At 46.3% G+C, this 12,405-nt stretch carries 10 protein-coding genes; 7 read left to right on the top strand and 3 right to left on the bottom strand.

Going from position 1 to position 12,405, the window contains the following annotated elements:
- Positions 1-73: 73 nt before the first annotated feature.
- A complete protein-coding gene (locus KIK04_RS11175) occupies positions 74-1,510 on the bottom strand; it encodes an MBL fold metallo-hydrolase (RefSeq protein ID WP_232278295.1) in 1,437 nt (478 codons plus the stop codon).
- 51 nt (positions 1,511-1,561) lie between these two features.
- A complete protein-coding gene (locus KIK04_RS11170; protein ID WP_232278697.1) occupies positions 1,562-2,761 on the bottom strand; it encodes an FAD/NAD(P)-binding oxidoreductase in 1,200 nt (399 codons plus the stop codon).
- Positions 2,762-3,371: 610 nt separating this feature from the next.
- Between KIK04_RS11170 and KIK04_RS11165 the strand changes: the two genes are divergently transcribed.
- The 4 genes from KIK04_RS11165 to KIK04_RS11150 all read left to right on the top strand — a co-directional run bounded on the left by KIK04_RS11165 (position 3,372) and on the right by KIK04_RS11150 (position 7,812).
- Complete coding sequence (locus KIK04_RS11165; RefSeq protein ID WP_232278294.1) at positions 3,372-4,739, top strand: extracellular solute-binding protein; 1,368 nt, start codon at positions 3,372-3,374, stop codon at positions 4,737-4,739.
- A 183-nt stretch (positions 4,740-4,922) separates the two neighbouring features.
- The gene (locus KIK04_RS11160; RefSeq protein ID WP_232278293.1) at positions 4,923-5,807 is read left to right on the top strand and encodes a carbohydrate ABC transporter permease; all 885 of its coding nucleotides are present in this window, start codon (positions 4,923-4,925) and stop codon (positions 5,805-5,807) included.
- Positions 5,807-6,634, top strand: coding sequence for a carbohydrate ABC transporter permease (locus KIK04_RS11155; protein WP_232278292.1), 828 nt, complete (start codon positions 5,807-5,809; stop codon positions 6,632-6,634). The genes KIK04_RS11160 and KIK04_RS11155 overlap by 1 nt, the downstream gene beginning before the upstream one ends.
- A 197-nt stretch (positions 6,635-6,831) precedes the next feature.
- Positions 6,832-7,812, top strand: a complete 981-nt coding sequence (locus tag KIK04_RS11150; RefSeq protein ID WP_232278291.1) for a phosphotransferase enzyme family protein — start codon at positions 6,832-6,834, stop codon at positions 7,810-7,812.
- A 63-nt stretch (positions 7,813-7,875) separates the two neighbouring features.
- On the opposite strand, the gene KIK04_RS11145 is transcribed toward KIK04_RS11150, so the two are convergent.
- Positions 7,876-8,253, bottom strand: coding sequence for a PH domain-containing protein (locus tag KIK04_RS11145; protein WP_232278290.1), 378 nt, complete (start codon positions 8,251-8,253; stop codon positions 7,876-7,878).
- 314 nt (positions 8,254-8,567) lie between these two features.
- Here KIK04_RS11145 and KIK04_RS11140 point away from each other — a divergent pair, with 314 nt between their 5' ends.
- The 3 genes from KIK04_RS11140 (at position 8,568) to KIK04_RS11130 (ending at position 12,370) form a co-directional block, all read left to right on the top strand.
- Positions 8,568-11,354 carry a glycosyl hydrolase family 18 protein gene (locus tag KIK04_RS11140; RefSeq protein ID WP_232278289.1) on the top strand — a complete coding sequence of 929 codons (2,787 nt, stop codon included), beginning with the start codon at positions 8,568-8,570 and terminating at the stop codon, positions 11,352-11,354.
- A 203-nt stretch (positions 11,355-11,557) separates the two neighbouring features.
- Positions 11,558-12,070 carry a ribonuclease domain-containing protein gene (locus KIK04_RS11135; protein WP_232278288.1) on the top strand — a complete coding sequence of 171 codons (513 nt, stop codon included), beginning with the start codon at positions 11,558-11,560 and terminating at the stop codon, positions 12,068-12,070.
- A gap of 24 nt (positions 12,071-12,094) precedes the next feature.
- Positions 12,095-12,370: a barstar family protein gene (locus tag KIK04_RS11130; RefSeq protein ID WP_232278287.1), complete on the top strand. Its 276-nt coding sequence runs from the start codon at positions 12,095-12,097 to the stop codon at positions 12,368-12,370.
- Positions 12,371-12,405 lie beyond the last annotated feature (35 nt).

Raw genomic sequence — 12,405 nt, 5'->3', positions numbered from 1 at the left:
GAGAAACTGAAGTTGAAGAAACTATGGTTACAGAAACTATGGTTACAGAAACGTGTAAAGAGGTGTGAAGAAGCTACTCTGTAATGAAAGGTAATCCGGCTTGTCTCCAACTCATCAATCCTCCGCATAAGTTGGACACCTCGGAGAAGCCATGCGCTTGCAATACACTTGTCGCAATCGCGGAGCGTACGCCTGAACGGCAGACGAACAACAGCTGCTTATCTTTAGGTAGAATGTCCAGATACTTAGTCAGCTGCCCAAGGGGAATATGGCGGGCTTCTGCAAGATGACCTTCCCTCCACTCCTGCTCCGATCGCACATCAATCACGTATACTTCCTTGGCCGCGATTCGATCGGCGATCATGTCCTCCCCTTGCGGATTCACTTCCCGATATGTTTGCTGCGTAAATCCATAATCTTGCGTGGACTGCAACAAGTCCGCATGGATAAACCCGATAATTTGATCGATGCCTACCGCTCGTAATTGACGTACGATAGGAAGTACATGTTCTTGATCAACCAACAAATAAGTGGCCCTCTCATGGGAGAGGAGGGAGCCTGCCCAGTTAGTTAAGGAGCGATGATACGGAATATTAAAGGAGCCCACGATGTGACCCTGTGCAAATTGGCTGGCAGAGCGCGCATCAAGCACGATTGCACCGTTTTCAATTAAGTAAGGCAGCATCATAATGGCCGTGTCCCAGTTTTTTAGCTCCGGCAAGCTTGAAAGAAGCCCTGGCCCCTCTTTGTTTATTTGCTTCATACGAGCAAAATAACTAGGTGGCTCAGACTGCCCCTCAAGTAGCGCTTCAATAAAAGCTTCCTCCTCCGTATGAGAGAGGGCCCAGTTAAAGCGCTTTTCATAGCCGATGGTCGAAGAATGCACGGCGCCCAAAGCCTTGCCACAGGCGCTCCCCGCACCATGCGCAGGCCATATTTGTAAGTATTCAGGCAGTTGCTTAAACTTCTGCAACGAGGCGAACATTTGACTTGCTCCGACGGCTGCTGTGCCTACTAATCCAACCGCCTTTTCCAGTAAATCAGGGCGTCCGACATCACCCACAAACACGAAGTCGCCCGTAAAGATGCCCATAGGCTCGTTGGCTCCCCCACCTTTATCGGTCAGCAAAAAAGAGAGGCTTTCCGGCGTATGTCCCGGTGTGTGCCACACCTCAACATGAATGTTGCCGATTTGAAAGTGGTCGCCATCTTTTAATAACCGATGGTTTACTTCTTTCACGTAGCCATATTTCCAGTTCTCGTCACCCTCATCAGATAAGTAAAGGGTTGCACCGTGCGCCTTCCCAAGCTCCAAAGCGCCAGAAACGTAGTCGGCATGAATATGGGTTTCCGCCACAGCGGTAATCGTAAACCCTTCCGCTTTCGCCAATTCAAGATAAGGGTAGACGTCGCGGATCGGATCAACAACCATTGCTTCCCCCGTCTTTTGACACCCGACTAAATAAGAAAGCTGGGACAACCCGTCGTTATAGAAGCTTCGTATAAACATAATGGGCCTTACTCCTTTTTATAAAAAGTGGGGGCAGCGTCCGATTACTACTTACAGCCGCCCCTTCAGCATTCCATGCCAATACATAAAGGGCAGCATCTGCTTCTTCAATACGTACATGCTGTATCTTTCTTTGGCTTGGTTAAACGGAAACGTCTCCCGTGGCTCCAAGTCATAATCGAATTCGGCGAGTACAAGCCGATTATAGCCTGTTACAAGCGGGCAGGACGTGTAGCCATCGTAGCTTCCTTGCAGCGGTTTCCCTGCAAGGAAGCTTACTAGGTTGTTGGCCACAACAGGTGCCTGCTTGCGAATAGCTGCCCCAGTCTTCGATGTGGGCAAGTTGCTGCAATCCCCTAAAGCGAACACGGTTGGATACCGTTTATGCTGTAACGTGAACTTGTCTACATCAACCCAGCCAGCCTCATCTGCCAATAGGCTGCGTTTAATAAAGTCGGGTGCCGACATCGGAGGCACGACATGAATCATATCGTACGGGATAATTTCCTGTTCCTTCGTATCGAGATGTTCGAATACAGCCTCCTTCGTATCCTTACGAATTTCGACTAAATCGCGCCTGTAGCGCGCCGTGATGCTTTTCCGTGCAATGACTTGCTGCAAGGCATCCGCATATTTTTTTACTGCAAAAATAGCCGTTCCAGCCGAAGCAAAAATAACGTCTGACCGATCCCGAACGCCTGCTTTACGGAAATGATCATCGGCTAAGTACATAATTTTTTGCGGCGCACCGCCGCATTTAACGGGCGTGTTCGGCAAGGTGAATATCGCATTGCCGCCCTTGAACGACTGAATCGCTTTCCATGTGCTGTCCACATGTTCATAAGCATAGTTGCTGCACACCCCGTCCCGACCGATAGCCTGCCGGAGGCCTTTTATTTGATCCCAATTGACTTGAATACCTGCTGCAACGACCAAGCAATCATAATGAACCTGTGTTCCCTTTTCCGTTAAAACATAGCGTTCCTCGGGATAGAACTCGTACACGGCTTCTTGCAGCCAAGTTACACCTCGCGGGATAAGCGATTGCTGCGGCCGCTCCGTCTGTTGCTTGTTAACGACACCTGCCCCCACCAATGTCCACAGGGGTTGATAATAATGATGACTTGCTGGATCAATAAGCACGACTTTTCCACGCAGCTCCTTACATTGCCGAACAAGCCTAGCCGCAACGGATATTCCTCCACTCCCTGCACCGACTATCGCAACGGTATAACGATCATGTTGTTTCAGAGCACTTCCCCCTTCCGTTCATCCTCAAATTTGCTGCCCAACCATCACCATACATCCATACGGAAAAAAGCTCGTTTGGGTGAATAACGGGTTTCTTTACAACATTATGTAGAGGAATTCATATGAATGCAGTTCTATCGTGTCAATTGCTTGACAGTTCCCTAAAAAAAGGATTAGGATAAGCAAAAAGAATCGAAAAACTTTCACATTTGGCTTTGTTTTTTCGCTCTACTCACCTCTGTTTATGAAATCACGCCTTTAATTGCTTGCATGTTGCTAGAAATAGGTCCGACCTATAAACCTATTTGGATTGCTGGCTATACAACCCTTTTCTTATACATAATACGACTTATGCACCTAATAAATGTTTTCGATATCCATTTATTCCAGCTCTTTAAGATAGCGCTTTCACTTTCTGTATTCCTTATACTAAAAAACATCTCAATCTCATAACTTAAGATAAGTCCATATAGTAAGCCCATAATCGAAGCTCTCGACACTTTTTATGCTATTGGGGGGGTGAGACGGAACTATAACGTTTTTAAGTCAATTTGTAAGCGCTTTTTCCTTGCTTCTTCATGACATGAAATTACGAATAGGGGTGCTGAAAATGAAAAAAACGATGACGCTATTGCTCGCTACGATGATTCTGGCTACTTTTGCGCTGGCAGGCTGTGGGCAAAAAGATGCGGCGACACCAGCTGATAACAAAGCTGCTGGCGAGGCAAAAACACCACAATCCGAAACTGCACAGAAGCCTGGAGAAGAAGCTTTCAGTATGACAATCCGTCACATTAACGTTCGTGATACGGCTAAATTAACGCTGAAAATCCTCGAAGATGTCGTGAAAAAGACGGAGCAGGATGTCGCTGGTCTTAAATTTGAATTAGATGGTGTAGAAGATACAGTCAACCGTGACGTGAAGTTGAAAGCGGAGATGTCCGCGGGCACACAGCCACCTATTTTCAACTTGTTCGGCGGTGCCGATACGAAGAACTACGCGGCAGCAGGTCGTTTGCTGCCACTGAATGATATTTTGAAAGAAGTAGGCATTGCCGACTCTTTCTTCGACTTGAGAGAATTTACAGTCGATGGAAAAGTGTATGGTTTGCCAGAGTCGGGCTTTATTGAAGGCTTTTTCTATAACAAAAAGGTGTTCGACGAAGCAGGCGTACAAGTTCCTAAGACATGGGATGAGCTACTCAAAGCGTTGGAAACATTCAAAGCTAAAGGTATCATCCCGATTGCCCTTGGTGCTGGTGGCGGCGATGGCTGGTCGGTCAACATGCTCGTCAACAGCTTAATAGTCGGTTTTGGCGGCCCTGAAATTCAAGAAGGCTTTGCAACAGGCAAGACAAAATGGACTGATCCCGCTGTAATTGAAGCGTTCAAACGACTTCAAGAGCTGCAAACAAAAGGCTACATTGATCCGAACGCACTCGGTTTGAAATATTCGCAAGGCCAAGCAAACTTCTATACGGGCAAAGCAGCGTTGTTGTTCGACGGAAGCTGGGCCATTAATGCTCTCGTAGGCGACACATCTACGGTTAAAGATCATGCAGGCTTCTTCCGCTTCCCAGACGTAGGCGGCCCTGGAGATGGCTACATAAACGGCGGCTGGTCGAACGGTTACGGCTTCTCGGCTGCGGTCAAAGATAAAGAGCTTGAAACGGTTAAAGCATTCATTAAAAATTTCTACACGATCGAAAACCAGAAGCGTGGTCTTGTTGAAACGAGCCGTATTCCTTCGATGAAAAATATTACGAACATTGAAGGCGCAAATGCGCTTGTTAAATCCGTTGGTGAAGCACAAGGGGCAGCTAAAGGAGCATTCCCAGCTTATGATTCCCTTGTACAACCTAAGATTAAGGTGACGTTAGAGTCCACGATGCAAGAGCTGATCGGTGGCGAAATTACGCCAGAGAAAGCAGCTGAGCGTATGCAACAAGTACAAGAGGCTGCCAATTCCGGCAAGTAAATAGTTGAATGGTTCGGTTTCGGACGCCGTACGTAGCACTCGCGCAGCGATCTAAAGGGCACGGCACTCGCGCAGCGGGCTAGAAGGCATGGCGAGCTAGGGCGCAGCGAGCTACGGTGCATGGCGAGCATAGGCGTAAGGCGTCCGACTCCATCCATCTAAATAGCAGATAGGAGATGGGTTATGAACAAAGTTCATAAAAACTATACGGCGTATTTTTTGTTTGTTGTTCCCGCAATGCTGTTATACATCACATTTTACTTAGTTCCTTTGTTCAACTCGCTGCAATATTCAGTGACCAGTTGGAACGGAATCACTCAGCCTGTCTACAACGGCCTAGAGAACTTTCAGAAGGCACTCGATGACGAGAAGTTCTGGATTGCCTTCAAAAATAATATTTATTTTGTCGCCTTCTCCGTCTTTATACAAGTTCCGATTATTGTGCTTGTATCGGTACTCGTAAGTGGCGTGCGTCGCTTTTTAGACTTTTATAAAGTCACTGTCTTCTTGCCGAGCGTGCTGTCTACGGCAGCGATCGCAATCATCTGGCAGTTCATTTATGCGCCAGACGCGGGCTTGATTAACCAGCTTCTGCGAGAGATTGGCCTTGAATCATGGGCAAAAATATGGCTCGGCGATAAGGCGACGGCGACGTTGTCTATTTTAATTACGAACGCATGGCAGTGGACTGGATTTTATATTGTGCTTGTGTTGGCCGCTATCTTCGCCATTTCGAAAGAAATGCTGGAAGCTGGTGAGATGGACGGCGCTGTAGGCTGGCGCAAAGCGTGGTATTTAACGATTCCGCTCATCCGTCCTGTCATCATCGTTGTTATGCTCCTGTCGATAACAGGTGCAATGAAAGCATTGGACATCGTCCTTATTATGACGAAGGGTGGACCTTTCGGCAGTTCCGAGGTGATGGCCACTTATATGTACAAGCAAGCATACCAGTTAGGTGACTTCGGCTACGCGAATGCAATTGCCATCATCATTACTATATTTACTGCGATATTAGCGGGCATCTTTCATTTGATTAGCAAAAGGACGAAGGAGGTCGAACACTAATGAATGTATCTATGAAACGTATTGTCCCTCATCTCGTCCTAATTCCTTATGTCATCATTGTCTTATATCCGCTGTTCTTTATTATTAACGCTTCCTTTAAGAACAACTCTGAAATATCCCTGAACCCTTGGGGCTTGCCTCAATCGTTCAGCTTTGATAACTATACGAACGCGTTATCGAATTCTTTTATCGGCACGTACTTTTTTAATAGCTTATACATTAGCGTCATCTCAACTGTAGCTACCATTTTGCTGGCGACAGCTATTTCCTATGCGGTCACCCGTATGAAGTTCCCGCGACTTAGCAAGCTCGTGTACAGCCTATTGCTGCTGTCACTATTGATACCTCCTGCGTCACTGCTCATACCGCTCTATTTAATGATTAAAGATATGGGCATGTACAACACGCCGCTTGCCTTGCTTATTCCTTATACGGCATTTGGTATCCCATTAACCGTGTTCGTTGTTGCCGCCTTCCTTAAATCCATTCCTCAAGAATTGGAAGAGGCGGGCATTATGGACGGCTTGTCGACCTACGGTATTCTCGGTCGCATCATTATTCCACTAACATTGCCAACACTCGTCACCGTATTTATTTTGAACTTTATTAGCCATTGGAACGAGTACATTATGGCTAATTTATTCTTGTCCAGCGACAAGCTGCGCACGTTGCCCGTTGCAGTCGTCGCCTTTGCCGACCAGTACAATATGAACTACGGGGCGCTTACAGCGGCAATTACGATAAGTATCGTGCCGGTTATTATTATTTACGCCGTGTTGCAAAAGAAAATTATTGAGGGTGTAACGGCTGGCGGCGTGAAGGGATAAACAATTCGCTCTTCACAAATTGGTTAATTTTAGGTAAACTATCACAGTGGCTTATTTCCTTTTTTTATATTTCGGAAGGAGTGATTAAATTGACAATTAATGAAATGCTCGGACGTTCTAATAAAATGATGCTGGTGAGAGGGACGCTTCTCTCCTAGAACACGTTCCTCTCGCCAAGCGCAGGAGGAAAAACACGAATGATGAATTTACAAACTATGGTGATCGGCCTCAAAGATAATGCCGTAGCCAAGCAACTTATCCAGCATTGGGATTACGACAAGGACTCGCTGCAATTTTGGCGTGCGAGCTCCAATTTCGTGTATCAATTCAAACAAAATGAACACGTCTGCTTTTTGCGCTTTGCACATGAGCAGGATCGTTCGTATGAACACATTTGTGCAGAACTGCAGTTTATGCAATATTTACAGGCAAACGACTACCCGTGTGTTACTCCGCTGCCATCTAAGCAGGGTAACCTCGTCGAATCGCTGCATACATCGAACGGAACTTACTATGCTGTCGCATTTAGTGAAGCCGATGGTGAGCAGCTCGATATTGATGAAATGGTGGGACTCCACGCTGTAAAGTGGGGCGCATCCTTAGCGACGCTTCATGAGTTATCACAAATCTACCGCCCTGCGCACGAGCAGCGCGGAAGCTGGCAGGACTCCCTGCGATTTGTCCGTTCCATCTTAGAACAGCATCCTTCAGAGCAGGCTGCGCGAACCGAATGCGATCGCATCGCACAGTGGCTATCTGAATTGCCTGTTTCATCAGAGCAATACGGGCTCATTCACTATGATTTTCAACAAGACAATATATTTTGGGCTGAGAGCGACACCCGCATTAACGCTATCGACTTTGATGATTCCATGTACCATTGGTTCGGCATGGACATTATGTCCGCGACGTCAGATTTACGTGAAGAGGACGAGACAGGAGAACTATTTGAAGCCTTTTTGCAGGGCTACCGCTCCGTTCGGCCCTTGGATGAATCGATTGTCGATCAATTTCCGCGCTTTGCACGTTTTGCGAACTTATACGGCTTTGCGAGGGTGCTGTACAGTTTACAGGACAGTGTCATCAGTGATGCGCCTGACTGGTATGACGGCCTAAAGGAACATTTAGCAGAGCTATGTGACGAAGATAGAGTGAAGTTCGAGCAGCCTTGGCCATAATACAGAACACAAAAAGACTACGCACAAGGGAAACCTTGAGCGTAGTCTTTTTTCACATATAACCTACTTCAACACATAATCGGCTAGCACACCTTGCACTGAATAAATGTTCAAGTTCTTATTGAATTTCTTTTGAATTGGCGTTGCAGATCCCGAGATCCAAATTTTCAATTCGGCATCCAAATCAAAGCTTCCCGCCGTTTCAACACTGAAATACGTAATGCTCTTATATGGAATCGATAGGAACTCTGTCTTTTTACCTGTGATTCCTTGTTTATCTACCAAGATCAAACGCTTATTTGTAAAAATAAATAAGTCGCGGATGACCTGATACGCTTTTTCAATCTGTTCAGAGCTGGAAAGCAGCTTACCGAATTCCTTATTTACTTCATTAATATTAACTTCTGATGCATTTCCTAATAAACCATCGAGAAATCCCATTGTGTTACCCCCTTAAAATGGTAAAGAGAAAACGTACTTATCTATTAATACGAGCGCCGCATGGAAATAGATGCAAAAAAATATTTTAAAAAACTTTTAGGTGACAACTGGCTCTATTTCAACATTTTTCGCTCCTGATAGACAAAATTCCCCCTAATCATAGAAAATTACCCCTATTTCTATATCAAACTGTATTTATAATAGAAGCAAGGAGGTGATAAAAGTAATTAAATTCCTGTTTCAAATTGAAATTTAACTAGTCAAAGGAGAGGATTTGTTTGTGTACAGTTGCCATGAAAAATGGTACTAAAAAAATGTTTATCTTTTCTCTTATTTTCACTTTAATATTAAGTTCCATTTCATTTGCTCCTGCGGTGGCGAATGCCGCAACTAAAGTCTGCTCCGCAGCGTGGAGTGCAGCAAAAGTGTATACAGGCGGCCACACTGCGTCCGAAAACGGACAAGAATGGCGTGCAAAGTGGTGGACACAAGGTGAGAAGCCAGGCACAAGTGGCGTGTGGGAGAACTTGGGCCCTTGCTCCAGTACGAACCCTGGCAATCAAGCACCATCGGTACCAGCTAACTTAACGGTTACAGGTACAACGTATACTTCTGTATCGTTAACATGGGGTGCTTCTACTGACGACAAACAAGTTGCTGAATACGTCTTGTCTTACAACGGCGCTGAGCAGAACGTTGCGGCTACGAACGCAACCGTTGCCGGCCTGACTCCTAACACGAAATACACGTTTACAGTAAAAGCGAAAGACAATGAAGGACTATTGTCAGCAGCTAGCAACATCGTAGAGGCTACAACTGGCCAAACACCACTGCCAGGTAACCAACCACCAACTGCTCCGACAACATTAGCTCTGACAGCAAAAACAGCAAATTCCGTGTCCTTAACATGGGCTGCATCAAGTGATGATAAGCAAGTTGCTGGCTACACGGTATACTACAACGGTGCTGTACAGACGGCTGTAGGTACAACGGTAACGGTAGCAGGCTTGAATCCAAATACAAAGTACACGTTTACAGTAAAAGCAAAAGACAGCGAAGGACTTGAATCCGCTGCTAGCAATATCTTGGATGTTACAACCGAAGCAGGAGTAGTAGATCCTAACGATGCTTGTCGTCCTGAAGGGCTTTATAACTCCGGCGTAAAAGGTATTCCATATTGCAACGTCTATGATCAAGAAGGCCGCGAGAAGTTGGCTAACGACTCCAAACGTCGCATTATCGGTTACTTTACAAGCTGGAGAACAGGTAAAAACAATCAGCCTAAATACTTGGCTTCCGACATTCCATGGAAGCAAATGACGCACATCAACTATGCGTTCGCTCACATTAATGGCAGCAACCAAGTCTCTGTTGGAAGCGCTACCGCGAGCAATCCAGCGTTAGGCCTGACTTGGCCAGAATATCCAGAGGCAGCAATGGACCCAACATTGCCTTACAAAGGTCATCTGAACCAACTGAATAAATTCAAGAAGCAAAACCCTGGTGTAAAAACGCTCGTGTCCATTGGTGGCTGGGCGGAAACAGGCGGCTATTTTGATGATGCAGGCAATCGTGTTGCAAATGGCGGCTTCTACTCGATGACGACAAATGCAGACGGCACCATCAACCACGCTGGTATTAACACGTTCGCGGATTCCGTTGTTCAATTTTTGCGTCAATACAACTTTGATGGCGCAGACATCGACTACGAATACCCAACAACGATGCAAAAAGCAGGAAATCCGCTTGACTGGAATTACTCAACACCGCGTCTGAAAGGCTTAGTGGCAAGCTATGATGAGCTGATGAAGACGTTGCGCGTTAAGCTTGACCAAGCGTCTGCTCAAGACGGCAAGTACTACTACTTAACAATCGCGTCTCCATCTTCCGGTTACTTGCTGCGCGGAATGGAAACGTTCCAAGCACTTAAATATTTGGACTATGTCAACATTATGTCTTATGACCTTCACGGCGCATGGAACGAATTTGTAGGTCCCAACGCAGCTTTGTTCGACGATGGCAACGATGCTGAGTTGAAAAAAGCAGGCATCTATTCGACTGCGCAATACGGTGGTATCGGCTATTTGAACACAGACTGGGCTTATCACTATATGCGTGGTCTGATGCAAGCAGGACGTATTAACATCGGTGTGCCGTATTATACACGCGGCTTCCAAAATGTGACCGGCGGTACGAACGGTCTGTGGGGAACTGCTGTTGGCAAAAACTGTCCAACAGGCTTAACAGCTTGCGGCGATGGCGCTGTGGGCATTGATAACATCTGGCACGACAAAGACGAGCAAGGTAGAGAGCTTGGTGCAGGTTCTAACCCATTGTGGCACACGATGAACCTTGAAAAAGGCATTAAAGGCTCGTACCTGAACATGTACGGCCTGCAAAATGCTCCACTGACAGGAACGTATGGACGCCACTACGATGCGACGCTTGTCGCTCCATGGTTGTGGAACCCACAGAAGCGCGTATACTTGTCTACTGAAGATGAGCAATCAATGGCTGCCAAAGCCGACTATGTCGTCAAAAACGGCATTGGCGGTATTATGATTTGGGAGTTGGCTGGAGACTATGATTTCCACCAACAACGTAATAACGGCAAAGGCGAGTACTTCATCGGCTCTACGTTGACTCGTTTGATTCACAGCAAGTTTGTAGCGGCAACACCGTATGGCAACAAAAACAGCGCAACTCCACTTCCAGTGGACAAACTGGACGTTAAAGTTCAGTTTACAGGCTTTAAGTTGGGTGACCAGAACTATCCGATCAACCCGATTATGCGTGTGACGAATAACAGCGCTGTTCCGATTAAAGGCGGTTCGGTGATTGAGTTCGACGTACCGACATCTTCACCTGCGATCTTCAATAGCTGGAGCGGAGACGATGTGAAAGTCATTTCTACAGGCCACACGGGCAACAACGTTGGCGGCTTGAAAGGTGACTTCCACCGCGTAGCGGTTAAGTTGTCCGCTTGGAAGAGCATCGCTCCTGGCGCAACAGAAGATTTCAGCCTTGTTTACTACGTGCCGATTAGTGGACCGACTAATCTGACGCTTACGATTGACGCGAAGAAATACACAATTAATTAACAGCCTGTGGTTTAAACCGAGTGGACGTGATGCGTTCACTCGGTTTTTTTATGTGGACAATCCGATTCTGTGTACTAGCGGCAACTAGACGGGCATCGTGTATCCTACGCCATCACTATCCACATGTGGATAACATACTTATGGTTTTTTCTTTTAATGGGCATAACTTTTAAGGAAAATCCATGGTGAGGTGGTCTTAAGCAATGAAAAAGTGGGTGCAAACGCTCAGCATTGTATATATTGTCTGCTTAATTGCAGGCTTGGTTGGATGTGTCACATTTCCCCCTGCTAAGCAAGTAACACCTCAGTCGGACAAGTCCTTGGAGTCGGATCAATCCGCACGTGCAGAACGTACTGCTCACACATGTGGACTTGATCCCCAGCTTCAACCGTTAACTACCTACGATGAAGTCGTTGCCTACTTAAAAGAACACAACAAACTTCCACCCAACTATATAAAGAAGTCCGCTGCTAAAAATTGCGGCTGGGTACCACGAGAAGGCAATTTACAAGTCGTCGCGCCCAAGATGAGTATTGGCGGCGATGTATTTTCCAATGCGGAAGGTTTGTTGCCTAAAGCAAGCAACCGAAAATGGACTGAAGCCGACATTAATTATCATGGTGGGCATCGCGGTAAATTCCGTCTCGTATACTCCAATGACGGCTTATACTATAAGACAGAAGACCATTACAGGACATTTCAACGTATTCCTTAATCGAGCTATAAAGGAGAGGTGAGCTTGCAAAAAATCGTTATCGACGGCAGCAGTATAACGTCCAAAGAACAACTCCATCAGTTGCTTCAGCAGCAGCTCAAGCTGCCCGATTATTATGGCGGCAACCTAGACGCGTTGTGGGACTGCTTGACGTGCGACGTTGAGCTGCCTGTCGAAATCGAGTGGCGTGATTATGAGCAGACCCGCAAGCAGCTCGGGGATTATGCGGACAGAATGGTGCAAACGTTCAAAGCGGCGGAGAAAGAATCGCATGGAAAGCTACGTTTTACGATAAAATGACGAAGAGGACTAGGTATGTCTATTAACATACTAAG

It is taken from the genome of Paenibacillus sp. 481, from assembly GCF_021223605.1.
Taxonomy (GTDB): Bacteria; Bacillota; Bacilli; order Paenibacillales; family Paenibacillaceae; genus Paenibacillus_B.
The sequence above is the reverse complement of the archived record's forward strand: the minus strand, read 5'-3'. Positions and strand labels throughout refer to the sequence as shown.

What these genes read in the sequence shown, in the direction of transcription:
- KIK04_RS11175 (WP_232278295.1), bottom strand. Translation starts at nt 1,510, where the DNA reads ATGTTTATACGAAGCTTCTATAACGACGGGTTGTCCCAGCTTTCTTAT.
- KIK04_RS11165 (WP_232278294.1), top strand. Translation starts at nt 3,372, where the DNA reads ATGAAAAAAACGATGACGCTATTGCTCGCTACGATGATTCTGGCTACT.
- KIK04_RS11160 (WP_232278293.1), top strand. Translation starts at nt 4,923, where the DNA reads ATGAACAAAGTTCATAAAAACTATACGGCGTATTTTTTGTTTGTTGTT.
- KIK04_RS11155 (WP_232278292.1), top strand. Translation starts at nt 5,807, where the DNA reads ATGAATGTATCTATGAAACGTATTGTCCCTCATCTCGTCCTAATTCCT.
- KIK04_RS11150 (WP_232278291.1), top strand. Translation starts at nt 6,832, where the DNA reads ATGATGAATTTACAAACTATGGTGATCGGCCTCAAAGATAATGCCGTA.
- KIK04_RS11145 (WP_232278290.1), bottom strand. Translation starts at nt 8,253, where the DNA reads ATGGGATTTCTCGATGGTTTATTAGGAAATGCATCAGAAGTTAATATT.
- KIK04_RS11140 (WP_232278289.1), top strand. Translation starts at nt 8,568, where the DNA reads ATGTTTATCTTTTCTCTTATTTTCACTTTAATATTAAGTTCCATTTCA.
- KIK04_RS11135 (WP_232278288.1), top strand. Translation starts at nt 11,558, where the DNA reads ATGAAAAAGTGGGTGCAAACGCTCAGCATTGTATATATTGTCTGCTTA.